The 26309-nt window shown below is 59.3% G+C and carries 12 protein-coding genes; 4 read left to right on the top strand and 8 right to left on the bottom strand.

Annotation, left to right across the window (positions count from 1 at the left end):
- Positions 1-21 precede the first annotated feature (21 nt).
- The 3 genes from BWI76_RS14580 to BWI76_RS14570 all read left to right on the top strand — a co-directional run bounded on the left by BWI76_RS14580 (position 22) and on the right by BWI76_RS14570 (position 2160).
- Positions 22-867, top strand: coding sequence for a BtpA/SgcQ family protein (locus BWI76_RS14580; protein ID WP_004136981.1), 846 nt, complete (start codon positions 22-24; stop codon positions 865-867).
- Complete coding sequence (locus BWI76_RS14575) at positions 867-1511, top strand: TenA family protein (protein WP_004136984.1); 645 nt, start codon at positions 867-869, stop codon at positions 1509-1511. Before BWI76_RS14580 ends, BWI76_RS14575 begins: the two co-directional genes overlap by 1 nt.
- An 88-nt stretch (positions 1512-1599) precedes the next feature.
- Positions 1600-2160 carry a nucleotidyltransferase family protein gene (locus BWI76_RS14570; RefSeq protein WP_004136986.1) on the top strand — a complete coding sequence of 187 codons (561 nt, stop codon included), beginning with the start codon at positions 1600-1602 and terminating at the stop codon, positions 2158-2160.
- 28 nt (positions 2161-2188) lie between these two features.
- Here the strand turns inward: BWI76_RS14570 and BWI76_RS14565 are convergent, their stop codons facing one another.
- Positions 2189-2722: a cysteine hydrolase family protein gene (locus BWI76_RS14565; protein ID WP_004136989.1), complete on the bottom strand. Its 534-nt coding sequence runs from the start codon at positions 2720-2722 to the stop codon at positions 2189-2191.
- Between the two features lie 476 nt (positions 2723-3198).
- Between BWI76_RS14565 and lysM the strand changes: the two genes are divergently transcribed.
- Positions 3199-3648: a peptidoglycan-binding protein LysM gene (lysM, locus tag BWI76_RS14560; RefSeq protein WP_004136991.1), complete on the top strand. Its 450-nt coding sequence runs from the start codon at positions 3199-3201 to the stop codon at positions 3646-3648.
- 161 nt (positions 3649-3809) lie between these two features.
- Here the strand turns inward: lysM and fyuA are convergent, their stop codons facing one another.
- The 7 genes from fyuA to ybtA all read right to left on the bottom strand — a co-directional run bounded on the left by fyuA (position 3810) and on the right by ybtA (position 26239).
- A complete protein-coding gene (gene fyuA / locus BWI76_RS14555; RefSeq protein WP_004136993.1) occupies positions 3810-5831 on the bottom strand; it encodes a siderophore yersiniabactin receptor FyuA in 2022 nt (673 codons plus the stop codon).
- Positions 5832-5960: 129 nt separating this feature from the next.
- A complete protein-coding gene (gene ybtE / locus BWI76_RS14550; protein WP_064371769.1) occupies positions 5961-7538 on the bottom strand; it encodes a yersiniabactin biosynthesis salycil-AMP ligase YbtE in 1578 nt (525 codons plus the stop codon).
- Positions 7539-7541: 3 nt separating this feature from the next.
- On the bottom strand, positions 7542-8345 hold the full coding sequence (locus BWI76_RS14545; protein WP_064371768.1) for a thioesterase II family protein: 804 nt from the start codon (positions 8343-8345) through the stop codon (positions 7542-7544).
- A complete protein-coding gene (locus BWI76_RS14540; protein WP_004136996.1) occupies positions 8342-9439 on the bottom strand; it encodes a thiazolinyl imide reductase in 1098 nt (365 codons plus the stop codon). Before BWI76_RS14540 ends, BWI76_RS14545 begins: the two co-directional genes overlap by 4 nt.
- A complete protein-coding gene (gene irp1, locus BWI76_RS14535) occupies positions 9436-18912 on the bottom strand; it encodes a yersiniabactin polyketide synthase HMWP1 (protein ID WP_064371767.1) in 9477 nt (3158 codons plus the stop codon). Before irp1 ends, BWI76_RS14540 begins: the two co-directional genes overlap by 4 nt.
- 86 nt (positions 18913-18998) lie before the next feature.
- Positions 18999-25097 carry a non-ribosomal peptide synthetase gene (locus BWI76_RS14530; RefSeq protein ID WP_064371766.1) on the bottom strand — a complete coding sequence of 2033 codons (6099 nt, stop codon included), beginning with the start codon at positions 25095-25097 and terminating at the stop codon, positions 18999-19001.
- Between the two features lie 182 nt (positions 25098-25279).
- On the bottom strand, positions 25280-26239 hold the full coding sequence (gene ybtA, locus BWI76_RS14525; protein ID WP_004137009.1) for a yersiniabactin transcriptional regulator YbtA: 960 nt from the start codon (positions 26237-26239) through the stop codon (positions 25280-25282).
- Positions 26240-26309 lie beyond the last annotated feature (70 nt).

The raw sequence follows: 26309 nt of genomic DNA, 5'->3' as shown, positions 1-26309 counted from the left end.
TCCCTTAACAGGATGGATAAGATGGTTGCTATCTCAGCAGAAAAAACGAATGCAATACAAGCTATTTTTTCACGCAGCAAAGCGGTTGTTGGGGTTATTCATTGCGATCCTTTTCCTGGTGCACCTAAATATCGAGGGAAATCAGTCTCTGATATTATTGAGCGCGCGCTTCGCGATGCTGAAAATTATATTTCAGGCGGCGTTCACGGACTGATTATTGAAAACCACGGGGATATTCCTTTTTCCAAACCTGAGGATATCGGTCACGAAACTTCCGCGCTAATGGCGGTGATTACCGAGAAAGTGCGCGAGCGTTTTGCTGTGCCGCTGGGCATTAACGTCCTGGCGAACGCGGCGATCCCGGCGATGGCTATCGCCCTGGCGGGCGGAGCCGATTTCGTCCGCGTAAACCAGTGGGCCAACGCCTATATCGCCAACGAAGGATTTATTGAAGGGGCGGCCGCTAAGGCGCTGCGCTACCGCAGTATGCTGCGCGCTGAGCATATTCGCGTTTTTGCCGATAGCCACGTCAAGCACGGTAGCCATGCCATCGTTGCCGATCGTTCGATTCAGGAGCTGACGCGCGACGTCGATTTCTTCGAGGCTGACGCGGTGATCGCCACCGGCCAGCGTACGGGCGATAGCGCCACGATGGCGGAAATTGACGAGATCCGCGCGGCGACGGAGCTACCGCTGCTGGTGGGCTCGGGGGTGACGCCGGCCAACGTGCGCCAGATCCTCGGACGGACTCAGGGGGTTATCGTGGCCAGTACTATGAAGGTCGATGGCGTGTGGTGGAACGATGTTGAGCTGGCTCGGGTGAAGCATTTTATGTCAGTCGCGCAGGCCGCGCTCGAGGAGGCATAATGGAAGCGTTTAGCGAACGCCTGCTGCGCGAGCATCAACCGGCGTGGCAGGCGATGCAGCGGCACCGTTTTGTGACTGATATCGAAGAGGATCGTCTGCCGACAGCCGTCTTTAACCGCTATCTGGTATTTGAGGGCAACTTTGTCGCGACGGCAATCGCGATTTTTGCCCTCGGGGTCAGCAAAGCGCCGGGTATTCATCAGCAGCGCTGGCTGATTGGCGTGCTGAATGCTCTGGTTGACACCCAGATCGCGTGGTTTGAACAGGTGTTGTCAGAGCGGCGGGTCGATCCCGCTGCGTACCCGGACGATCTGCCCGGCGTGCGGCGCTTTCGCGACGGCATGCTGCGAACCGCCCGGGAGGGCAGCTACGAGCAGATCGTGACGATGATGTTCGGTGCGGAATGGATGTACTACGTCTGGTGCCGGGGGGTAAGTGAGCATCGCCAGAGCGACGCGGACGTCCGGCGCTGGGTGGAGATGCACGCCGAGGACGAATTTTATCAGCAGGCGCTCTGGCTGAAGAACGAACTCGATCGCTGCGCCACGACGCTGAGTGAAAGCGAAAAGCAGGCGCTGTCGGCGCTTTACGGCGATGTGCTGCAGTGGGAAATTGATTTCCATCACGCCGCGTACGAAGCGTAGCCGCGAGGTGAATAACAGGGGGCGCCTGAAGCGGCGCCTCCTGAACGCTGATACACTGAGCGGATCGATCGCCGTTTACAGGGAAACCATGAAATATCAGAACCTCTTGCAAAGCGTGTTGTTAAACGACCCGATGAGAATGAACGCGCTGTACGCCGTGCAGGCGCTGGAACTCAACGATGGCTGGATTGGCGCCGGCTTTGTCAGAGATGCTGTCTGGGATCATCTGCACGGCTACGGGCTAAGGCCAGTTTCGGGTGATGTGGATGTTGTCTGGTTCGACGCGAAAAGCGCGACTTCCGCCTGCGATAGCGCGCTGGAAGAGAGGCTTAGCCAGCAAAACTCCGTTTTTAACTGGTCGGTGAAAAATCAGGCCAGAATGCATCAACGCAACGGACATCAACCTTATCGTTCAACGGAGAATGCGCTGCTGTACTGGCCTGAAACCGCGACGGCTATCGCGGTCAGATTGGGAGCAACAGATCATGTTGAGGTTATCGCGCCCTACGGGCTGGACGATCTCTTTGAGCTCCGTCTGCGGCCAACGCCGGTATTTACGCAGCATAAGCTGGCTATTTTCAGCCAGCGCGTCGCGGAAAAACGGTGGCTACAGCGTTATCCCGGCCTGCGGCTTCTCGTCCCGACATAACGCAAAGCCGCTGTTCGCCTGGTTTTCGTCAAAAGCGCCAGTCGGCCGCGGTTGAAAGCGCGACAAACGGGCCCGCCAGCGTTCGGTTGTGATGGCCAATGATGTCCTTAGCGGATAAATGAGGATTATCGATTGTGGTATGCGCATCGGAAATCAGCACGGCCGTGAATCCCAGCTCCGGCGCTGCCCGGCAGGTGGTATCGACGCAAAACTCTGTTTTCATCCCGGCAATCACCAGCTGCTTTACGCCTCTCTGCGTAAGCTGGCGCTGTAATTCGGTGTCGCGAAAGCCGCTGGGATACGTTTTGGTTAAGACGATATCCCGTTCAACGTCCACATCCAGCTCGGCTATCAGCCTGGTTAACGGGCTGCTCGCAGAGAAGGGGGAGCCGTCGGGTCCGACGTGGCGAATAAAAAAGATCGGTACCTGTGACTGCCTGGCTTTAGCGATGAGCAGAAGAATATTTGTCAGAACGGCATCAGCGGAATGAGGAGAAGCCGGACCGCGGAAAAGCCCCTCCTGCATATCAATAATCACTAGCGCATGTTCAGATGAAATCATGGGGCGTGTCTCCATTCAGTATGTGATGAACGGAGAGCTGTTTGTCCCCGTCCGCTTTAACGGGGAGTGAGGTTCTGTTCTGTCAGGTTCCAGCCACAGATACGCACACGCCGCCGCAGGTTGCGGTGGTGATGGTGCGTGTCGTTGTTGAATAGGCTGGATGAATCATTTTCTGACCTTATTATTCATTGAAGATCAATAACCAGAAACGGACGGAACCGCTTAAAACTACACGCCTTATACGATGAAGGTCAACTGCTGATTTCATGACATGTCGCCCGGCCAGAATACAGACTTTCCTGCCATTGCCGGGCAAATATCCTGCACTTTGACGCTTATTGATTATACTTTGAGGGCAGGTTGTGCTGCTTCAGGCGGCCGCCGCGTTGGCGGGGTATCAAAACGTATATCCTGGAATTGACTTAGCGGCTGTTGATGAAAATGCGATCATGAAACAGTCATGGAGGTATGGAACGATGGGATTATTAAATTTTGTCAAAGAAGCGGGCGAGAAAATATGGGACGCCGTCTCCGGCGGCAGCAAGGAAGATAAGGCCGACAAGCTGAAAAAACATATTGATGGTCTTAATCTTCCCGGCGCCGAAAAGGTCAATATCGATGTTGCGGACGACGGCACCGCGACGGTTACCGGCGATGTCGGTTCGCAAGAAGATAAGGAAAAAATTCTGGTGGCGGTAGGTAACGTCACCGGCGTTGGTCAGGTTAATGACAGCGTGAAGGTGACGCAAAGCGGGGCGGAAAGTCGTTATTACACGGTCAAATCCGGCGACACCCTGAGCGCCATCTCTAAAGCGATGTATGGCTCCGCCAATGAGTATCAACGTATTTTTGAAGCCAACAAACCGATGCTGACGCATCCCGATAAAATCTATCCGGGCCAGGTGCTGATTATTCCGGCGAAGTAAGCGGCGAATTCCTTGGGCTGCAGGCCGATGGAATTATCTTCAAGGCCGGCCAGTGACAATATAGATTTTGTTGCTGGCTGGGGTTCAGGCATTCTCCTGACGTCAACGAGTTAAATTCCGTGATGGCAGGGATGCGATTATTGCATCCCTGTATCGTTGGATCAGAAGAAATCAATTCGCGTATTGATACCGACAGTGCGGCCCATATTAACCTGCGCGACGGCGCTGCTGCCGTTCATATATCCATAGGTACGGTAACGACGGTCGAACAGGTTATCGACATAGACGGAAATATTCATCCGTTCCGTCGCCTGCCAGCCAATGCTGCTGTCCAGGGTGGCGTAGGCGCCTTGCCGCAGCTGGTTGTCGCCATCGAAATAATGCGGCCCCACCAGATTAACCGCCAGCCGGGGCATCAGTGCGCCATAGCGCGTATCAATCACGCCATTCACGCTGCCTCCCGCGCCGTAACGCGGTACGAACGGCACCCGGTTGCCGTGGTACAGCTCGCTGTCGTTGGTGAATTCGGAACGGATCATGTTGCCATTGATATCCCATGACCAGCCAGGGGCAAACCGCCATTTCGCTTCCAGCTCAACGCCGGTGGCGTCGGCTCTCCCCGCATTGCTTAAGGTCTGCATTCCGACCGGGCCAGAGTAGAGCTGCATATCTTTGGTGTGGGTATAAAAGGTGGCGGCTTGCAGCGTGACGTCGGCGGTGTCGTAACGGGTGCCAATTTCATAGTTGATGGATTTTTCCGCGTTGAACGGTTTGGCATCAAGACCTGCGGTAGGCACGATATTGTATCCGGAAGGTTTATATCCCTGGGCGACGCGGGTATATACTCGCCAGTCGTCGGTCAGCAGATAGCCTGCGGAGAGCTGTCCGAGCACCCGGTCGTCATTGCTTTTACCCTGGTCGCCAAATGGGTTTCCCAGCATGTTGCCGTGATACTGCGTGCTGGCTTTATCATGCGAGAAACGCACGCCGCCGCCGATGTCAAAACGCTCGGTTAAATGCCAGGTCAGATCGCTGTAGGCGGCAAGGGTTTCAGCGGTGGTATAGCCGGTGCTGCTTAAATAGGGCATCGTCGGCATATCGTAGGCGGAGTTTAGCTTTTCGCGGGTGTTCTGCCGGTACAACCCAAATACCATATCCACGGTACGCGTATCGCCGAGGGTGGCGGCGCGTAGCTCCTGCACATCCTGGTTCCAGCGCTGGGGCATATTGACGATCAACGAGCCGGAAGGGAAGGTCCGGGAATAATTCTGCTGCTGCCAGGCGCCGATCAGATTGAAAACCCAGTCATCGGTAGCGTATTTACCGCTTAGCGTCTGGCTGTCAGTACAGCGCCGTAGGTACGGGTCCGGTGAACCCTCGCTAAGAGACAGCGTACGGCTTTTGAGATCATTCCATGCCACGTAGGCATCCTGTGTAGCGCGAGTGCATTCGCGCGAGGCGGAAAACCCCATTTCCCAGGGCTGGTCGTCCGGCGCCAGACGCAGTTTCACATTCCCGATACTTGCGCGGGTACCGCCTAAATCATCGCTACCGGTCGAGGGGTTAATCATCTCGCCGTCATCAACCTGGCGTAAAAGGGTCACGCTGCCGTATAACAGGCCATCCTGAATCGGGCCGCTCAGGTTGAGTTTGCTTCGATAACTGTCACGACTGCTGACGCCACCTTCAATATAGCCGCGCGGGGTGCTGTCCGGCTGCTGGGTGACGATGTTAATGATCCCGCCCTGGGCGCTTTTGCCATACAAGGTTCCCTGCGGTCCTCTCAGGAGCTCCACGCTCTGCACATCGGTCAGTGCCTGGATGGTGTTGGTCGAAAGCTGTGGGACGCCATCGACATACAGGGTAACGGCGGGGTTATAAAAGTCCTGGGCCGAAGAGATGCCGCGTAGCGAGATCGTTGAAAAAAGCATGTTGCCGCTATTTTCAATATTCAGCCCAGGCAACACTCTGGGGAGTTTGTCACTGGCGGTAACGCCCGCGTCGCTTAACTCCGTCGCGCTGATAACGGTAGAAGAGACATTATTGGCTGATGCCGAGCGGGAAGACTGTTTACTGGCGGTGACCACCAACGTGCTTTCGTCTTGCTGTGAGGTTTGGCTATGAGCAGCGGCCGGGAGTAAAAATCCCCCCAGAACCAGAGGATAAAACCGTGTCATTTTCATTGTTATGAATCCCTGAAAAACGGCGAGACGCCAAAATACCGATAATGGTGAATTGAAAATGATAACTATTTCTAATTGCGCTGCTACCCGAAACGGGTTTATTTCCACCTGTTTCGGGTAGCGGGGCGCTTATTGGGCTGAATGGCGATAACGCTCAATGGCGAGCGCCGTCAGGCGCTTTTTATCTACCTTGCCGACGGCGGTGAGCGGCCAGTGGGTCAGAAACTCAATTTGATCGGGAATCTTCCACGCGCTGATCCCCATTTGGACCAGCTTTTGACGCAGCTGTTGATAGTCAGAGGGAGTGCGTTGCGCGATGATAAACGCGCATATCCGCTCGCCAAGCAGCGTATCCGGCGCGGCGACCACGGCGCAATCCTTTACGTCTTCCAGACGCATCAGTACCGATTCCACTTCCGCAGCGGCTATTTTCTCTCCGGCGCGGTTGATCTGCTCTTTTATGCGCCCCTCAACGTACAGATTTCCCGCCTCATCGAGCCTGACATTGTCGCCAGTACGGTAAAATCCTTGAGCAGTAAAGGCCCGCGCATTGTGCTCGGGAGCGCGATAATAGCCCGTAATAGTATAAGGACCGCGCGTTAATAACTGTCCCGTTTCGCCAGGCGCAACGTCGTTTTCCTCTTCGTCAACGACGCGAATTTCATCCAGGGGAGACATAGGGCGCCCCTGGCTGTGAAGAACGGTGGCCAGAGGATCGTCCAACCGGGTAAAGCAGAGCAGGCCTTCCGCCATACCGAATACCTGTTGCAGGGGACAATCAAACGTCGAGATAACCTGCTCAGCAAGCGTTGGGTCAAGCCGGGCGCCGCCCACCTGAATGACGCGTAGCGAAGAGAGATCGCTGTCTTCCCACTCTCTGGCCTGCACCCAGAGCTGCGCCAGCGCCGGTACCAGGGCGACATGTGTCACGCCTTGTTCAGCGATTAAAGGCATCACCTCATCGCAGCTGCCGCTGTCGGTTAATACCACCTTTCCGCCGCAGGCAAGGGTTCCCAGAATACCGGGACAGGCCAGCGGAAAGTTATGCGCCACGGGGAGGACGGCGAGATACACGCTCTGTGGATTAAGGCCGCACAGTTCGGCAGAGGCGCTGAAGTTATAGCTATAGTCAGCGTGCCGTCGCGGGATAAGCTTTGGCGTCCCGGTGGTGCCGCCTGAGAGCAGCAGCAGCGCGGTGCCAGCAGCATCGGGCTGCAGCCACGTCTGCCGTTCGCCGCGCAGCGAGAAGAGCGGCGTAAAATCGTCGCCTTCGGTCTCACTTGCGACCAGAACTTGCCGCAGGCAGGCGTGTTTGCGCGCCATCTGGCGGGCCAGGTCCGCGTGGCTTTCTCCGTGAATCACATAAGCGGCCGGTTGCGCCAGCGCCATCAGCGCGTCGATATCCAGCGCCCGCTGCGAGGGCATCGCCAGAACAGGGATAACGCCCAGTCTTAACAGCGCGAATAGCAGGATCACAAATGCGTTGCCGTTGGGGAGCTGGATAAGCACATGTTCTCCCGGACGCAAACCCAGCGATGATAACCCCGCAGCAAGCTCATCGACCTGAAGATCGAGCGCGCTGTAGGTCAGCGAGTCTTTGGCATCAACGACAGCAATTCGCGAGGGATAGCGAGCCGCCCAGTGGCGCAGCTGTTCAGCAATGGGGAAGGGATACTGTTTTATCAGAGAATCAAAGGAAGAGTGCATGCGTCACCTTTCAGAAGTGCAGGACCGATTTTGCAAAGCGGCCGTCGCAGAAAATACGTGGGGAAAATGGTGAATAATCTGCGTAAAAAAGGCCCTGGATTGTTGCAGCAGATAAAAATGGTCGCCGTCAATCACCACCTCGCCTGCGATGTGGTTCAGCCACGGACGCCAGGCCTCCATCTCCGGCCAGGAGGCTTCACGATCGCGGCTGCCGCATACCAGCAGCGCAGGCGTGCGCAGCGGCGGGAAATCGTCGAGCGAGTCGTAGTGATAGTGCTCAGTAGCGTAAAAATCAGCGCGCAGAAGAGGAAGAAATAGCGACAGTAGCTCCTTGTTTTCCTGTAGTTCAGGCGAACATCCGCCGATATCGATCAGTTCAGCGATAAAGTCGGCATCCTCGCGGTCGCTGAGCCTGCGCCGGGAATGCAGATGAGGGGCATGGCAGCCGGAAATAATCAGCCCTTGTGGGGGAAGCCCCCGTTGTTCCAGAAGCCGGCAGGTTTCAAACGCCACCTGTGCGCCCATGCTGTGCCCGGCAAGTAAAAGCGGGGCGTCAGGCGATACGCTCTCTTCCAGTTCGTCCGCCAGCAGCGACGCCAGTTGCGTAATGCTGCTGAGCGGCGCCAGATGGCGCAGGCGATCGCGTCCCGGCCAGGTCACCAGGGAAAGCGCGATCTCCGCCATGGGGTGGTCTCGCCAGCGGCGAAACGCGCTACTGCTGCCGCCCGCGAAGGGGCACATCACCAGATGCGCCGTACTGGCGTTGCGGGCGGGCCATAACGGAATACACATCGCAGATTGCATCACAGGGACTCCTCATCGTGGCGGTAGAAAGCCGGTAACCGGTCGTGACGCGGCGGCGTCAGATGTCGGATCTCCGCATGGCCGGTCTTACGTAAAATCTGCTGCCATAAATGTGATAACGCGAGCTGATGAGCGGAGTGGCAGGCCGCCGGCAGATTTCCGCCCGCCAGATAGCTGCGCAGCTGTTGTAGCAACCTGCCGACCCCCTCCGGTCCGGCGGTTTCACAGCAATCACGCCAGCTCAGGGGAGCCGCGCTGCGCGTCTGACCCGGCGGGTCGCGCAGGATCTCCGGCCTGCGGTAGAGACTACGAACATTCGCCTGATGTTCTGCGACAAACAGGCTGGATGACCAGACCACGGGGCCGTAGCTTGCCTCCAGCGAAAGATGACCTTCCGGCCAGCCCAGCAGCAAACGGTGCATAATCAGGCTGTGCATATCAGGATCGTCAGGATCGAGATAGCGCTGAAGCAGCAGACAGGCTTCTCCCGCCGGCCAGAAAAGTCTCAGACAATGAAAGTCGCTAAAGCTACCGACCACTTCACAAGCCACGCTGGCGGCATCAACCTCTAGCGCCAGCAACAACAAATCCAGCGTGGAGTAGAGCAACTGTCGGCTGGTGGTGGCGTGGACAACCGACGGCGCCTGACCCAGGCTGCGACGTAAGCGCTGCGCATCCCCGAGCCAGACGCGACCCGCACGCGCGTGCGGATAAAACGTGTTGACCCAATAGCAGCGGCCCCGTTCCTGCGCCAGCGCTTGTAAAGAACGGACGTCATCCGGATGGAGGGGATGCTCCTGAATCACGTGCACGCCGCGGGTCAAAAAGTGCCGGGCAAGCTGGGTTCCGCTCCCGCCGGCGACGGTTGAGCGCACGACGATACAGGCAATATCCGGCATCTCGGCGATCTGTTCCGGCGAGGTATACAGCGGGATTCCAAACGCATAGGCCAGTTCTCTCGATCGCGCGCTTCCCTGTGACAGAAGACCAACCAGTTCCAGCCCCTCCTGGGACTGCATAAAGGCGTTGAGGTACATTTCGCCAAATTTAGCGCCCACAATCAGTACGCGTAGCTTAGGGGCGGCGGACGACATCATAACGTGTTCTCCGGTTGCGTTGAGGTTGCGCCGAGCCAGCGCTTGATATGCTGCGCACAGGTCTGAACGTGGGGGGGCTCCAGCATGATTTGCCAATGGCTGGCTTTAATCGCATGGCTGTCGGCGCGGTCTATCCAGGTTTGCCACTCGGTTTCCGCTGGCGTCCAGCGCGCGGGTCTCATCGCGGCATGCACGATGAGACAGGGGAGCGGAACGGTTTCGTCCAGCGTATGCTCGGTCAGTAAGCGCAGCAGATGCGCGATGTTGTCGATCCACGCTTCCGCCGCCTGTAGCGTCAGGTTTTGCGCCATCATTCCGGCCGTTCTGGCAAGGTCGATAAAATCGGCAAGCTGGCGGTCGGGCGTCAGCCGATCGAAATGTTCCGGCAGCGCCAGCGGCGTATCGCCTTCGGCTAACAGCCGCAGCAATGCCGTCCGGTTTGCGCAACGAAAATCCTGTCGACACACGGGATCGATTAACGCGAGCCGTACCTGCTCGCCTTTAGCATCCAGGCGCTGCGCGGCGCCCGCCGCAAGAAAAGCGCCATACGACCAACCCGCCAGCGCATAAGGGCCGTGCGGCTGCTGGCGGCGGATACTCGCAACATACTCATCGATCATTCGATCAAGCGTGGCAAAACGCTGCGGCGATTTTGCCTGCAGGCCGAAAACGGGCATATTCAGCGCGCTGGCGAGCGGCAGCCAGGCGCTGATATCGCCGTCTGAAGCATGGAAAACAAACAACGTTTCGTCGCCACCGCCCTGGCAAATGGGCACAGGATTCTCCTCTCCCGACGAACAGGCCTGCAGATGGGCGCAGAAGTCGCTGAGCGTTGAATGGGTGAACAGATCCTGAAGGCTGGCGCTGGCAATCCCTCTGCGGTTCAACTGCGCGACCATCCTTGTCGCCATCAGGCTGTCGCCGCCCAGCGCGAAAAAGTCGTGATGTCTGGCCACGGGGCGAGACAGCAGCGTTTGCCAGAGTTCAGCGACCTGTTTTTCCAGCGCCGGCTCGCCTCCGGCGATCGGTGTCGATTCAGCTGGCGCAATCTGCGCGTCAGGCGGGGCCGATAGCGGAGTAAATAACGCTTCTCTCTGCCGGATCTGCAACGCGGGCAGGGTGGCGCCAAAACGCTGCTGCAGATAGCGGCTCACGGCTGCTTTAGCCGGGCGATTCACCCCAGGCGAACGTGCGACCAACAGATGCTGGCGCAGCGGCGATGATTCCTGCTCCGGCCAGGCCAGCTCGTTGGCAAAACCGGCCTGCACAAGCACTTCCTGCCACGCCGAACGGGTGAGCATAGGTTTTTCATCCCGGCGGCGGAAATCGCGGTATCCGCTTAACCCTTCGATAAAACCGACGCTCGCCAGCTGGAATACGCTGTTTCGTTCCGTCGCTTCAACGATCAGCAAGCGTCCGCCGGCTTTCAGCAACCGCTTTAATCGGCGCAACGATTGTACGACATGGCTGGCGTCGTGAAGCACGTTGACGGCAATAATCAGGTCGTAACCCGCCTCCGGGTGGGCGGTAAAATCCAGCGGCTGGTTGATATCGAATAAGGCGTAAGACACCCGCGATTCATCATGGAAACGGGTTTGGGCGTCGTTGAGGAACTGCGCGGAGACATCCGTGAAGTGGTATGACAGCCGCGTGTTTCGCGTGGCCTTCAGCACCGGTTCCGCGGTGGCCGCGGTTCCGGCGCCCACCTCGAGGATCCGTTCTGCGCCGCAAAGAGCGGCAATCTGCGCGGTATAGCGATTCAGACAAGCGCTGGCGGGGTTTTCGCGATACAGCGCCTCGGTTACGCGCAACGACTCGTTGAACAGCAGTTCCAGCGGCGAACACTGCCCGGAGAAGAGGTCGTCGTGCCGGGCGATGCAGGCGTCCAGATACTGCGCCAGCGCCTGGCTCCAGTGGGTCTGCGGGCACGCTTCGTGAGGCTCGGGAATGTCGCTGAGCGTAATGCGGCAGCGCCAGCTATCCCCCTCGCGCACTAACCATTCCCTTTCCGCCAGACACTGCAGCCACTGGCGTAGCAGGCGCCGGTGTGACGCTTGCGCGCCCAGCGCCTGTACTATTTCGCCAAATGGGTGGGCAACCTCCGGGGTGGTGAACAGACGGTGGCGATGTAGCGTGGCGGCGATCCCCTGCAGTGCACGCGCCTCCAGCCAGCGCCAGGTCGCTTCCAGCTCGTCAAGTTGCGTCTGTTCAGGCAACGGCAGCGCCAGTGAGGCGAGATCGTGCTCATCATGTAACGGCGCTGAGGGCGGTGGATCCTCGGTCACAACAATATCCAGGGTTAACGCGCCATTTTCGCTAAGTTCCGCTCTGGCCTGTTGGATGCCGGGGTATTCCTGCGCCGCTTGCTCAATATCCCGCAGATCGTAGTCCGTCTGCGCGTTCAGCGGCCAGCGGCGGCGGGGAATGTGTTCGGCAATGCCGCTGTCAATGGTCTTCAGGCCTTCAGGGTTGGCAATGGCGGCCTGCAGGATGGCGCAGTAGTCATTAAACATCGCTTCAGCCGCGCCCGGTTCCAGCACGTTGTCCATGCAATACCAGCTAAACGTCAACGCGCCATCGCTCTCCATCACCTGATGATCCAGCCAGACCTGCGGCGTTTGCGTAAAGACATAGCAGGGTTCACCGAACAGATGACTCATTGCCCGGTCGATAGCCATTCCTTCCAGCGTCATCCCCAGCATGCTGGTAAACACCACCGGCATCAGCGGTTGACGCTGGGATCCGCGCTGGCGCCCCAGCTCGCGGATCGCCTCAACGCCGTTCACTTCGCTGTGCGCCATGTTTTGCCAGAGACGCTGCTGGGTCCGTTGCATCTGCTCCTGCAGCGTTAGCGGCGTTGAGAAGTTAAAATCAACCAGCGTGACGGAGGTAAAATCCCCGATCAACTGGTTGATTTGCGGGTGGATCGGTTGGCGATTAAAGAACGTCAGGTTCAGCGTAAATGCCGTGGTACGACTCCAACGCTCAAGGGTGGCGGCAAACAGCGTGAGCAGCGCGGCGGAGGGGGTGAGGCCCTGCTGCTGCCAGCGTTGTTTCACCGCCTGCCACTCTTGCTTATCAAGCGTCGAAGTAAACGTGGTGAAGTGCGGGGTTTCCGGCGGAGTCTCCACCACCGGCAGTTCCGGCGCTGAAGGCAGTTGCGGTAGTTTTTCCTGCCAGTAATCCCAGGCATCGTGCCATGCTGTTGTTTGTCGGCGCGCCTGTTCAGCCATCACGTAATCGCGGAAGGTGATATCGAGCGGTGGCAGCGTTTCTCCGCGCCAGACCTGGGCTAAATCGTCCATCATGACTTTGAAGCTCTGCACATCGAACTGCAGAAGATCGAGGTTCATGTGCAGGCGGTAGCGGCAATCATCGATTTCGCTGACCACCAGCTCAAAGAGCGGCCACTGGTCGGCAGGTAAAACGCGATAGCTCAGTTCATGGCGCCGTTTTTCCAGCGCCTGGCGCTGCTCTTGCGGGGAAAGCGCGCGCAGATCGTCGCGCGGGATACGATACGTCGGGGTTGTCGCCAGAACGCGCTGTTGTCCATCGGCATCCACCACCATCCGCAGCATATCGTGGCGGGCAATGAGCTGGTTCCATGCTTTCTCCAGTACGGCGAGATCGAACTCATCGTGGCGTTTATCCCATTCAAACAGCACGTGACAGGCAACGCCGCCATAGCCAATAAGATGGGTTCTGCCCAACCAGTAGGCATGCTGAATCGGCGTCAACGGGAAGGGCGCGTAACGCTCAGCGGCATCGTGCTGCAACGCTTCCGGCGGCGATACGGCAGGCGCCGTCTCTGCCTGAGAGCAGATAAGCTGCGTGAGCCCGTGCGGCGAGAGATCCTGCCACGCCCGTTCCGCGTTGATGCGTACACCCAGGTCATGTTGAATATCGCTGCTGAGTTCAAGAAAGAGCAGCGAGTCCATTCCCAGCTGTAACAGATCCTGATCTGCGTTCAGCGAAGCCGGATCGTTCAGTCTTAGCTGAACCGCAATGCGGTTTTTCAGCCATGTCATCACCGCCGCTTTATCGCTGATGCTACCGTGAAAAGCATGCTTATCAGCGGGAGGCGCTGCCGTAGTCGCGGCGTGTTCTGTTACTGCGGCGTTAAACAGAGCCTGCTGCAGCGGGGGCATTTTGTCGGTGAAAACGCGCATGGCCAGTCGCCAGGCGGCGCCGCGCATCACCGCTTGTTCAAGGTGCCAGCGCCCCTCGGCATCGCTTAACGCGCCCATGCCGCGATCGGCAAGGGTCGTCAGCATCTCCGTCGTAGCCGCCCGGCCGCTTTCTCCCCATGCGCCCCAGGCGATGGAGAGCACTTTCGGCGTATCAAGTGAGGAGAACTGCTGGGCGAGTCCGTCAAGATAACCGCAGGCCAGCGCATGGGCGCTCTGGCCAGGCGCGCCGAGGGCGGCGGCAGCGGACGAGTAGAGAATCAGATAACGGGCGTCGTGGTTGCCCAGCGTCTGTAACAGCTTGCTTGCCGCCTGCGCTTTGACCGCGAAAACGGCGGCCAGCTGGTGGTCATCGAGTTCCTGCAAGGGCCCATCAGCCAATACGCCAGCGGTATGAATCGCTCCGGCAATGCCGCCGCTGGTCGCCAGCTCATCAAGAACACGGGCCAGCTCTCCGGCATCACCCACATCACAACGGCAGACGCGAATCTCCACGTCCGCTGTGTCGCCTGGCCATGACGCATCCACGCGCGGCGCCAGTAGCGCGATGCGGCGCGCCCCTTTTTCTCTGAGCCAGTTTACGGCAAGGCGGCCCAGTCCGCCAAACGCCCCGGTCACCAGATGCCAGCGGTTATCGCCGGCAAACACCTTCGCCGGTAATTCGGCGGCGTATCCCGCATTGGGCGCCAGCGAAGGGAGCCAGAAGCCGTTATTCCGGGCGGCAAGCCAGCGTTGTGACAATGAAACAACGCTCAATCCCTGACGCAGCGTTTCCCATGGCGTGTTTTCGGCCAGATCGATGGCGGCAATCAACCGTTCCGGCTGTTCATTGGCCGCGACGCGAAGCATAGCCCACAACGCGTGATGGGCCGCTGATAGCGCCTCATTTTCCTTGATTCGCCACGCGCGGCGGGTGACGACAATCAAGCCGCTTGGGCTGGCGGTGAGCGCCTCCTTCATCTGCGTCGCTAACGCCAGCGTCTCCTCGCTCTCATCGACAATCATCAGGACAGAAGGAGCTTGCGGATCGTGAAGAATGCCGTATTGCGCCAGCGCCTCTTCGCGCGCAAGGGTACCGGCGCTGAAGCGGAATGCCAGCGGGCGGCTATTGCAGTCAATACTGAGGGACCTCCAGCGCCAATGATAATGCGTCTGCGGCGCAGGAACAGGCGCGTCGGGCGCCAGCGGCAGCCACTTGCCGTCTGGATGACGGGCTTCCACGCGCATCTCGCCGCGGGAAAAGGCTGCGTTTCGCCAGCTTAAGCGCACCTCCCTCAGCCATTGCGGGGCGGTAACGAGGGGCGGTTTCATGGGGGAATCGTCGCCGTGCCGCGCGGAGAGCCGCCGCCAGGCCTCCTGCCAGCGGGCGGTAAACCGTTCCGGCTGACCTGCGCAATCGGACCAGTCGGCGAGATAATCAGGGTTATCCGGCAACGGCTGTTCCAGCGCGGGTTCTGATGACGCGGACGCCCCCTGGCCGGGCAGGGTGGCGAGAATGATATGTTCGCTCATAGCGGCGGTCGGGCTGCCGTCCTGCGGTAGCCACGCCACTTTGCTGAATCCGGCGCGGCGGCACTGCTGCTGCCACTGATGGGGGGTGAGGAAGAGCTCGCCTTCTCGGGCGTCGATATCCTGTAGCGGGAGGACCAGCGGGCCGAAAACGAAATCAAACAGACGCATTGGCTGGGTGATTTCTCGCATCAGCAGGCGCCCGCCTGGCTTGAGCAAGGGACGCAGATTATCAAGGGTTCGACCGATATGGCGCGTGGCATGGATCACGTTAGCCGCGACGATAAGATCGAAAGACTGCGCCGCAAAGCCCTGAGACTGCGCCTCTTGTTCGAGATCCAGCTCGTCGTAATGGACAAAGTCATAGTCGGCGAATTTCTGCTGCGCGCGGCGGGTGAACAGCGCGGAGATATCGGTGAAGTGGTACTCCAGCGCCGGTACGTCTTTGAGTTCCGGCAGCAGCCATGCGGTGGTGCCGCCGGTTCCGCCGCCGACTTCAAGAATGCGCAGCGGCTGATGGGGCTGACGCGCCTGGACGATACCCCGTAGTACCCCGGCGGCAATCTGGTTGAAATAGCGGCCAAAGCTGAATTCCTGATACAGCACCTCTACGCCGTCGGAAGCGCCTTGCGGGAAGATAATCGCCACCGGCTCTTCCGCGCCGCTCATCATGTCGTATAACCGATCGCCGGCACGGGCGATGGTATCGGGGATAGCCTGATAACCTTCACAATAATCGGCGAGTTCCGTCAGCAGGATTTCCCGCTGCTGATGTTCAATGGGGCGGGCGCGGTAGTAGCGTCCCTCAGCGCAGCGGTAATCGCCGTCGACCACGCAGTTATTTAGCAGGCGCTGAAGCAGCTGCTGGTAGCGGGGCATCAGTCGTCCATGGCGCATAATGGTGATGGCGTCCACGCCGTTATCTATCGCATCGCCCGTACAGCGTTGTACCAGCCGATCGACATAGATGGCGTGCAGTCGCGTGGCGCACTGTTTAAGCGCCTCCAGACGGGGGAGTTCGAGCGCTGTCGCGGCGCTGCTGGCTACCTCGAGTCCAGCGGCAAACACAGCATCGGCTGGCTCGCAGGCGGAGGTGGCGGGTTCTTTCCAGTAACGCTCGGTCGCAAACGGATAGCATGGCGCGGAGATACGTTGCCCATCGCCTGCGAGAAGAGCGGCCCACGGTAAGGTGACGCCGGCCGCGTAAAGCTGGAGAAGCGCCTGATTCAGGACCGCGCTCGCCTCCTGGTTACGCCGGGCGCTGGCTATCCAGTAAGCGTCATCGCGGTATTCGCGCTGTCCGGAGGCAATCAGCTGGGCGTCGGGCCCCATTTCAACAAAAACGCGGGCGCCGAGCTTGCGCGCCGCCTGAATACTCTGAATAAAACGTACCGGCTGGCGCATATGGCGGCGCCAGTAATCCGCCTGGTTGAGCGTCGCCTCGTCAATGACTTCGGCGGTAAGCGTGGAAATCAGCGGTATTTGCCCCGGCTCGGCGAGCAGACCCGCGCAGGCCTCCTGGAAGCGATCGAGTATTGGTTCAAGTAAAGCGGAGTGCGCCGCGCCGGTTACGCGCAGGCGACGATAGTCGATCTCATGTTGCGAAAGCGCGGCGCAAAACTCCGCGATACGGGCTTCCGGCCCGGAAAAGACCGTATGCCGGGTGCCGTTGTTGGCGGCGAGATCCAGCTCGAACTGACGGGCCAACGGCATCAACGCCTCTTCTTGCGCAAATACCGCCACCATCGCGCCGCTTGCGCACAGCTGCATCAGCGCGCCGCGCCGACATACCAGCGGCATGACCTGCTCAATGGTATAGTGTCCGCAGACAACGGCAGCGGCAAATTCGCCGACGGAGTGACCCATGGCGAAGTCGGCCTTCAGTCCTTCAGCGCGCCAGTGGGCCGCCATCGCGATTTCGAACGCGACAATCGCCGGCTGGGCCCAGGCCATATTGTCAAGCTGCGCTGAATCGGGATTAAACATCGCTTCCCGTAGCGAAGGCGTGAGCATGTCGCGACAGGCGCTAAAACAGCGCTCCAGCGTATCGGCAAACGCCGTTGAGTGCAGGTACAGAGACTGACCCATAGTGCGCCAGTGCGAACCCTGCCCGGTAAACAGCCACACCTGTTTGCCGCTGGCGCCGTGGCCGCTATAGACCGGCGAATCCGATTTCGCGCCAGCCCAGGCGCTGAGCGCGGCGGCGGTGTCATGATTTAATGGCGCCGCCAGGCGGAAGGGAAGATCGAGACGGCGCGCGCGTAATGCCGTGAAGGCCAGATTGTTGGCATCCGCGTTCTCCCTCAGCGCCGCGGCATAGTCCGCTGCCAGCTGCCGCAACGCGGTGTCGCTGGCAGCGCTGAGCAACAGCGCGGAACTCTTGCTGCCGTCATCCGCGGCGGGGTAGCTTATGTTGAGTTCGTCGGGCAGCGAAGCGACGATCATATGGCAGTTGGTGCCGCCAATACCGAAGGAGGAGACGCCCGCGTAGCGCACTTCGTCCTGCCACTCCTGCGCCGTCACCGGCACGGTAAAGGGGCTTTCCTCGAGCTTAAGCGCCGGGTTTGGCGTGTGAAAATTCAGCATTGGCGGAATTTTTCCGCGACTGACCGCCAGAACGGTTTTCAGCAGTCCGGCAATGCCCGCCGCGGTATCCAGGTGACCAACGTTGCTCTTCACGGAACCCAGCGCGCAGCGCTGTTGCGGCGGGCGGGGAGCGTAGACGTTGCGCAGGGCTTCTATTTCAATCGCGTCTCCCAGCGGCGTGCCGGTTCCGTGGGTTTCAATGTAGCCGATCTGCCTGTCGTCGATGGCCGCCAGCATTAACGCCTCTTCGATGACCGCTTGCTGTCCTGCCACCGACGGCGCGGTATAACCCACTTTTCTGTTTCCGTCGTTGTTGACCGCGCTGGAGAGGATCACCGCGATAATCGGATCGCCTGACAGCAGCGCGTCCTTCAGGCGACGCAGCACCACGCAGCCGAGACCGTTGCCGGCCCAGGTGCCCTCTGCCGAGGCGTCAAAAGGGCGACAGTGGCCATCGGGAGAGAAAATCATCCCGGGCTGGTAGCGGTAACCCGCCTGCTGGGGGAAGGAGAGCGCCACGCCGCCGGCTACCGCCATATCGGATTCGCCTGCGCGCAGGCTTTCGCAGGCCAGATGGACCGCAACCAGCGAACTGGAGCAGGCGGTCTGTACCGATAACGCCGGGCCGTGCAGATTGAGTTTGTAGGCAGCTCGGGTGGCTATATAGTCCTTGTCATTGCCCATCAGAGACTGCAGGCCCTTGACCTGAGCGACCTCTGTCACGTTCAGGGCTTCGCGGCCGGGATAGGTGCTCATCCGCGAAGAGGCGAAAACCCCGGTCTTATGGGGGACGGCGCCCGGGGCGTAACCTGCATGCTCCAGCGCATGCCAGACCGCCTGTAAAAACAGGCGCTGCTGGGGATCTATCGACTCCGCTTCCTGCCGCGAATAGCCAAACAGGGTGGCATCGAAGCAGTCAGCGTTGTCTAAAACCGTTCCAATATTGACGTAACAAGGATCGTCAATAATGGCGGTATCCAGCCCGGCGGCCAGAAGCGCTTCGCGCGTAAAGCGTCGGCTGCATTCGCGGCCTTCCAGCAGATTTCGCCAGTAGGTTTCGCCATCCGGCGCTTCAGGAAAATGGCAGGCGTAGCCGATGACTGCGACAGGTTCGCAGTCCGGGTAGCGTTGAGCGATCGATGCATCAATGGAATCTGCTGTTGGCGCAGAAGAGAAGCGCAAGTTATCCATAATCGGTCCCGTTTCCTAAAATTGACAAAGTCAGTGGCGCGCCATGCGTTGGCGATGGCGTCCGGGAAAAGTCAGTTTGTTTCGCGTCAAATGCGCCGCTGACGACGGCGAACCGGACGCACGCGTTTGGTTTGCTCCTCCAGGGCTACGCCGGCCAGATAATTGGCCAGCGCGACAGGAGAAGGGTGAGTGAACAGGTCAAGCAGCGTCAGGGCGGCAAATTCGTGACGTTGTAACAAAACGTGCAGCTGCACCAGATTCAGCGACGTGGCGCCCGCCTCAAAAAAGTTCTCAGTGGGTGCGACAGGTTCGCCAACCACCTCGCGAAAGGCGTCGCAAATCAGGCTGACGCTGCTCTCGTCCGCCGCGATCCGCGGCTGAGCGCGCTCAGGGCGCAGCCGGTGGGCGCATTGCTCCGTGACCTTAAGCGGGGGAACCAGCTCGGCGAGCGGCAGCTGCCAGCTGCTGTCATCCTCCGCCATTCGGTTAAGCAACGCGCAATACTGTGCAAACTGGCGCTCCACCTGCCCGTCAGGAAACAGGGCGGCGACAAAATCCCAGTTAAAGCGCAGTTCGCCTTCGGATTCATAAACCTGGTGATCGAGCCAGACCTGCGGCGTCTGGGATATACCCCACACCGGTTTGAGCAGATTGCGCCGGGCAAGGAAGTTATCCTGCTCAAAGCCCAGCGCGCTGGTAAAGACGACGGGCATTGGGACAGCCGGTACGTTTTGCCGCCGCGCCAGTTGCCGCATCACGCGTATTGCCGACACATCGCGGTGGTTGAGGCTCTCGCTTAGTCGCTGCTGTAATAACCGCGCACTTTGCAGCCAGCTCTCGTCGGGATGCCAGCTCAGCAGCATCAGCGAAGTAAAGTCGCCCAGGATCTGGTTGATTTGCGGGTGCAGCGGGCGTCTGTCGAAAAGCGTAAGGTTAAGCGTGAAATCGGGCTGTGCGCTCCATGCAGCAAGAACCGTTGACCACACGGATAACAGTACGGCCGACGGGGTGAGATGAGCGTCAGCCGCCCGCTGTTTCAGGCGACGCCAGCGCGCGCTGTCCATTGCCCCACTGAGCCGGGCGAAGCGCGGCGTCTCAACGTCCTGAGGCAAGCAGCGTAGCGGTAACGCAGGCGCCGGAGGAATATCATCAAGCTGCGTTTGCCACCATGTCAGAGAGTCGGGATTGGGCGTCCGCAGCGCGGGTTGCTGCAGGTAATCCCTGAAGGTAACGGGAAGCGGCGGCGGCAGCTGCTGCGGATAGCGATAGCCGTGTTCCAGCTCCGACAACAAGATCTGCATGCTCAACCCGTCAAGCAACAGGTTATCCAGACACAGCCACAGTCGGGCGGGCATCCCGTCGATGAACCCGACCTGGAGATCGAATACCGGCCAGACTCCAGGGTTGAGAACCTGATGCGCCAGTCTGTCGCGTACCTGTAGCGCCTCTTCGGGGTTGTGCAGAATGTGCGCGGGTATCACCCATGGGGGAGTCTGTTCGAGAACCCGCTGTTGTCCATCCCGCACCACGGCGCGCAGCATATCGTGGCGGGCGATTAACCGGTTCCAGACCTTCTCCAGCCGGTGAATATCCAGATCGGCAATTTCAAATTCAACAAAGAAGTGTGAGCCTACGCCGCCAAGGGCAAAGCCCGGCTGACGCCCGACCAGGTAAGCCTGCTGCACGTCAGTCAGCGCGAAAGGCCGGTAGCGTTCTTCAGGGGAGTGGACAAAGGGTTGTTCAACAGGGAGGTCGGTTTTACGCAGCGTGGCGGCAAAATCAGCCAGCCGGGGGTGATTAAACAGGTCGCTTAATCGTGCTGCATAACCCGCCTGGTGGAGCTGTCCGATCAGCCTGGTGGCTAGCAGGCTATCACCGCCATGCTGGAAGAAGTCGGTTTCTCTGCTGACGGCGCCCATCGACAAGAGCGGCTGCCAGATGACGGCAACCTGCATCTCTATATCGCCCAGGGGTAAATCCGCTTCAGTCCGGTTTTCAGCTTCCGGGGTATGACAGCGCTTTAGCGTCTGATAGTCAATTTTGCCGTTCGCCGTCAGCGGTAAGGCGTCAAGTAAGACGATCCGTTTCGGTACCATCCACCCCGGCAGACGTTCGGCGAGAGCGGACTGCAGCTGACGAGGATCGCGGCGCACCTGGCTAACCGGGCATTGTACGAGGAAGCGCTGCAATCCCTCGACTTCATCGCCGTGCTGGCAGTTGAAAGCGGCGGCGGTAAATATCGCCCCCCAGTCAGCGCTATTGTGAAGCAAGGCTTCGGGCTGACCATCGGTTAACAGAAGCGTGCTGAGCAGGGCGGAGGGCGTTAACTGACGAAACTCCAACACGTAGAGCAGCGCGCCTGGAACGGCCAGCTGCTGTAATGCCGCGAGGAGCCCGGGCTCTTCCGGCAGCAGACGATGCAGGGCGTTATTCAGCCAGATAATGTCCGCCGAATGAGCATGCGCCGCCAGCGTGTCTGCACTCCAGAGGGCCAGACGGGCGTCAGACCACGGTGTAAGCCGCTGTCGGGCGCTCAGCAGCAGCTCCTGGCTGTGCTCGAGCCCGACATACTCAATCTCGTCAGCGCTAAGCCGGGTTAGCAGGCACTCTGCGGCGCGGGCGGTGCGGACACCCACCTCTAGCAGGCGTACCGGGCGCTGTAAACGCCGGGAAAGCTGTTGACAGATTTTCGCCAGTTCCTCGATATACAGGGCGCTGGCCGGATGGTCGAATGCCAGACTTTCCGGCGACCACCGCGCATCGTTCAGTAATGACAGTTCGTGGCGAGCGCCGCGAAGGATCTGCGTTAAGGTGAGGTCATGCCCGCTGAAAGAAGGAGGGTTATTCTCCGGCGCTTCCCCCGCACAAACCTGATAACCCTCAGCGGCGGGCCGCAGCCGCTGTTGGGTCACGAGAAAAGCTAACCAGCTTTCCACCACGGCCCGCCAGCGAGGCTGGATAGCGAGAGCATTCATCAGGGGAAGCGGATCGGCGCCAGGAGTTTGACCCGGTTTCAGTTTTAACAGGCGATGCTGAAGAAAATCAGCGACCTGGCCGGCGGAGATTTCTGGGGGGCAGACACAGCAGGACAGCGTTCCGGCAAGCCCGCGCCACTCCTGGGGCAGCGCCGGGTCCCGATGATGGGTAACACAGAAAGCCGAACCCTGAGGCACAACCCAGGCCGCCAGGTTCTTTTCTTTTTCGCCGATCGCCACAACGGTTGACTGTTTCACTCCCGCCAGCTGGCTGAGCGCACTTTCGATTTCACCCAGCTCGATGCGATATCCCCCGACTTTGACCTGCTTATCGCGACGACCGAGGAACTCTAACGTACCGTCCGGCCAGTAGCACCCGAGATCGCCGGTGCGATACCAGCGCGCGTTCGATTGCGTCACAAACTGCTGCTCGCTGCGTACAGGATCGTTAAAGTAGCCTTCCGCGACTCCGATACCGCCAATCCACAATTCGCCCGGAACCCAGTCCGGGCAGTCCCGGCCCAGTTCATCCACCACCCGGTAACGTTGGTTGGCCAGCGGAAAACCATAAGGGATGGCGCGCCAGTGGTCAGGGACCCGGTTAATTTCACAGGCGTTAGACCAGATAGACGCCTCGGTGGCGCCGCCCATGGCGATAAACTGTCCCTGAGGGCGGAAGGCGTGATAGCGGGCAGGGAGATCGAGGCCGATCCAGTCGCCGGAAAGCATGACCGCCCGCAGTTTCTCCGGCGCGGCATCGGCGAAACCTTCACACCAGGTCAGCAGCATATCGAACAGCGCCGGGACGCTGTTCCAGAGCGTAACCTGATGACGCTGGATCAATTCGCACCATGCGTGAGGATCGCGCCGTTGATTTTCCATAACGATAACCAGCGCGCCGCCGGCGCTCAGAACGCCAAAAATGTCGTAAACCGATAAATCAAAATGCAGGGCGGAGAGGGCCAGCACTCTGTCTCCGGGACCCACCTGGTAACGAGTATTGATATCGCAGCAGGTATTCAGCGCTGCACGGTGAGAAATAACCACGCCTTTCGGCGTGCCGGTCGAGCCGGAGGTATAGATAATGTAGGCCGGCTGCGTCGGCGCGCGCGCCGCCTGGTCGGCTAGCGGCTCCGCCTCAATGGCCTGCTGCCAGGTCAGTTGGGGAATATCGTCTGACCAGGCGCTGGCGTCGTGCTGGCAGGTGAGCACCAGCCGAACGTTGGCGTCGGCGTAGATTTTCCTGCGCCGCGCGGCGGGCTGGTCGAGCGAAACCGGAACGTACACCGCCCCGGACAGCAGAACGGCGAGGACCGCAACCAGCTGTCCCGCGCCTTTCGACATTGTAATAGCGACATTGTCGCCGGGCTGAACCCCGCACGCGATTAACCTGCCAGCGCAGCGGCGCGCATTCTCGGTCAGCTCACGATAATTCCACTGATAATGCGCGTCCGTTACCGCCAGCGCCTGCGGCTGCCGGAGGGCGATGCGGAAAATGCCTTCATGCAGCAAGCCCTGAGGAACGGGAGCGTCGGTTGCGTTAACCCGTTGACGTATCTCCCGCTGGCTTTGGGGCATCCTGTCCGCGAACGGCTTCTTCCATGCGCTTTCATCATCGCAGAGTTGGTTAATCAGCTGGCAGTAGGCGTTGAACAACGTCTCGACCAGCGCCGGAGGGAACAACGCGTCATTGCTATCCCATTGTAGCCAGATCTCGCCCCGATGCTCGAACGCCAGATGATCTATCCAGACCTGCGGCGTCTGCGAGATGCCCCATTCCGGTTCGCCCAGCGGCGACTCGGCGCGGCTGCTGTACAGGGAGCGCCCCAGATTGCTGGTAAATACCACCGGGGCGCCGTGGGGATGGCTTTGCTGGCGTTTGAGTTCACGAAGGAGCTCGACGCCGGACCAGTGGCGATGCTCCCAGTCCTCAGTAAACGTGAGCTGGTTTTTACGCGCCAGGTTGCTGACGGTATCGCCATCACAGGCGGTATCCAGCAGAAGAATATTGGTGAAGTCGGCAAGCATTTCGTCAACCGCCGGGTGCAGCGGCTGGCGGTCAAATAACGTGATATTGAGCAGCAGCCGCGTCAGGCCGCCCCAGCGCCCCAGAACGGCAGCAAAACAGGTCGCCAGCGCCATTGTCGGCGTCACGCCATTCTCACCGGCCCGTTGGCTAAAGGCGTTCCAGCGTGTTGTCGGGACAATCATGCGGCGTCGGGTATTACGGACTTCACGCAGCGTGGCGGGTTCGCAGGCTAGCGGTAAAACCGGCGCGGGCGGCAGCATCGATGCTTTCGCCAGCCAGTAAACGCGCGCTTTGTCGAGCAGCGGCTGATTGATCTTCTGCTGGTGCAGCAAATAAGCGCGGAAATCATAGCGGGGGTCGCCGGGCGGCAGCGACTCTCCGGCCAGCAGGGCGTTAAGTTCATCGAAAAACAGCGTAAAGCTGGAAGCATCCATAATCAGCAGGTCGATATTGACATGGAGGCGGTGGCGATTGTCCGGCAAGAGTGTCAACTGGAAATCGAAGGTTTCGCCCATTTCCACGCGTAAAAGACGGTGGCTCAGGCGCTGGCGCAATGTTTCCAGATAGGCCTGGCGGCTTGCCTCGTCGGTCTGGCGTAAATCATGAACGGTGACGCCGTTCCAGTATGGCTGCGGTAGCCAGACCTGCTGCCCGTCGGCGCGAAAGGCGATATGCAGCATCGGGTGGCGTTGCAGTAAGATCGTGATGGCCTGCTCCAGCTGTGGCGCCGTGAGATAATGGCCGGCAAACTCCTGATACAGATGACAACCGACGCCGCCCAGCGTCTGTCCGGGCATTCGGCCCGTCAGATAGGCATGCTGTACCGGCGTCAGCGGGAAGGGGGTACCCTCGCTCATGACTGGCCACGCCGCGTCCGCCGGGGAGCTTGCATCATCCGGTTTTTCACCCGAACGGCTGCGCATCAGCTGGCGCCATGCTGCCAACGTGGGGGCGGCATACAGCTCGCGAAGGGTGAGGCGGTAGCCCTTTTTACGAAACCAGTGTAACCATCTCATTAATCTTATGGAGTCCAGGCCCGCCTGGATCAGATTGCTTTCTTCTTGTAACTGCTGCGGCGCTAAATTCAGTTCCTGTATTAACAGTTCGCGTAATTGTTGATAATCAGCCGCTTCGCCGTTGTCCGATAACAGCGGATCCTGAGAGGGTGCGCCAGAAATCATTCTTCCTCCTGATGGCACGTCATACCAAAAGCATTGCGTATATGAGAATAATTATTATTAACAATTGAGCGCTACCCGAATCGGGTTTATTTGTGCCCGTTTCGGTTTCACGGTCGGCAAAAAAAGGCCCGGATGGCGAATCCGGGCCTTGTTAACGGAGGGGTTTCTGGGGTAAGTCCAGGTTAGATCACACGTTTGAAGGTCGACGGGGTGACGCCAAACTGCTTCTGAAATGCGGCGGAGAAATGGCTGGCGTTGGCATAGCCTAGATCCGCCGCCACCGTCATAACGGAAGTATTGCCATTAGCCAGCCGTCTTCTTGCCTCCTGCATGCGTTCGGCCTGAAAAAGTCCATAGACGCTGTTGTTGAACAGAACGCGAAATCCCCGCTTAATTTTAAGCACGCTTAAACCGGACTCTCTGGCGAGTTCGGTGACCCCCGGCGCCTGCGTCAAATCGGCCAGCAGCAGATCCTTTGCCCGCAGCAGTTTCTGGCGTTCCATCGGATTGAAGTGGCAGGAGGAACAGCTGGCGTCCTCGCGATGTTCATCCAGCACCAGGCTGAGCATCACCAGACTTTGTCCCTGTAGCCATAACGTCGACGGTTTTTGTTCATGAGTGAAGCCGCCGTGCATCCGCATCAGCGCGTGACGCAGGGCCTGAGCCGTTAGGTGGGTTTCGGCGTTACAACGCTGCTGCTGGCAACAGCAGTGGGAGTCGATCTTATTTTTAATGACCGAGCTAATATCCGGCACCCACAGCGCGAGTGCTTCAGGGCTGAAAGAGAGCGTAATGCTCTCGAACCGGCCGCAGTAGGAGGCGCTGCCGCGGCAGTCTGGCGTATGAGTAATGTAATGACGATCGCGCGCGAGTTCCCAGTCGGTGTGGCGGCTGAGTCCCTGGATCGCAAAGCGCGATGTGCCTTCCAGAATGCAAGAGAAGTTAATCCTGCCCAGATCGTCGTGCAGCTGCAACGTCTCGGGCTGAGCAAAGTGGCCCCGCCAGAGCAAAATATCCATACCTTCCTGCAACGAGCAGCGCAGCAGCTCACACTGGGCAGGAATAGCGCCGTCGTTGGCGGGTTTTCCAACCACTAGCTGGTGAATAGAGATGGCAGATTGCGTTTGTGGTGACTCCGTCATGACCGGGTTATCTCCCTGTGGCTTAGACCAATGCGGGTATAAATAGAACCGAATGGGGTAGATGAGTAAT

This window comes from Klebsiella sp. M5al (assembly GCF_002090195.1).
Lineage (GTDB): Bacteria > Pseudomonadota > Gammaproteobacteria > Enterobacterales > Enterobacteriaceae > Klebsiella > Klebsiella grimontii.
This window is presented reverse-complemented; position numbering and strand designations above follow the sequence as displayed.

Bases quoted from the DNA above. Each gene is read 5' to 3' on its own strand.
- BWI76_RS14580 (WP_004136981.1), top strand. From the start codon at position 22: ATGGTTGCTATCTCAGCAGAAAAAACGAATGCAATACAAGCTATTTTT.
- BWI76_RS14575 (WP_004136984.1), top strand. From the start codon at position 867: ATGGAAGCGTTTAGCGAACGCCTGCTGCGCGAGCATCAACCGGCGTGG.
- BWI76_RS14570 (WP_004136986.1), top strand. From the start codon at position 1,600: ATGAAATATCAGAACCTCTTGCAAAGCGTGTTGTTAAACGACCCGATG.
- BWI76_RS14565 (WP_004136989.1), bottom strand. From the start codon at position 2,722: ATGATTTCATCTGAACATGCGCTAGTGATTATTGATATGCAGGAGGGG.
- lysM (WP_004136991.1), top strand. From the start codon at position 3,199: ATGGGATTATTAAATTTTGTCAAAGAAGCGGGCGAGAAAATATGGGAC.
- fyuA (WP_004136993.1), bottom strand. From the start codon at position 5,831: ATGAAAATGACACGGTTTTATCCTCTGGTTCTGGGGGGATTTTTACTC.
- ybtE (WP_064371769.1), bottom strand. From the start codon at position 7,538: ATGCACTCTTCCTTTGATTCTCTGATAAAACAGTATCCCTTCCCCATT.
- BWI76_RS14540 (WP_004136996.1), bottom strand. From the start codon at position 9,439: ATGATGTCGTCCGCCGCCCCTAAGCTACGCGTACTGATTGTGGGCGCT.
- irp1 (WP_064371767.1), bottom strand. From the start codon at position 18,912: ATGGATAACTTGCGCTTCTCTTCTGCGCCAACAGCAGATTCCATTGAT.
- BWI76_RS14530 (WP_064371766.1), bottom strand. From the start codon at position 25,097: ATGATTTCTGGCGCACCCTCTCAGGATCCGCTGTTATCGGACAACGGC.
- ybtA (WP_004137009.1), bottom strand. From the start codon at position 26,239: ATGACGGAGTCACCACAAACGCAATCTGCCATCTCTATTCACCAGCTA.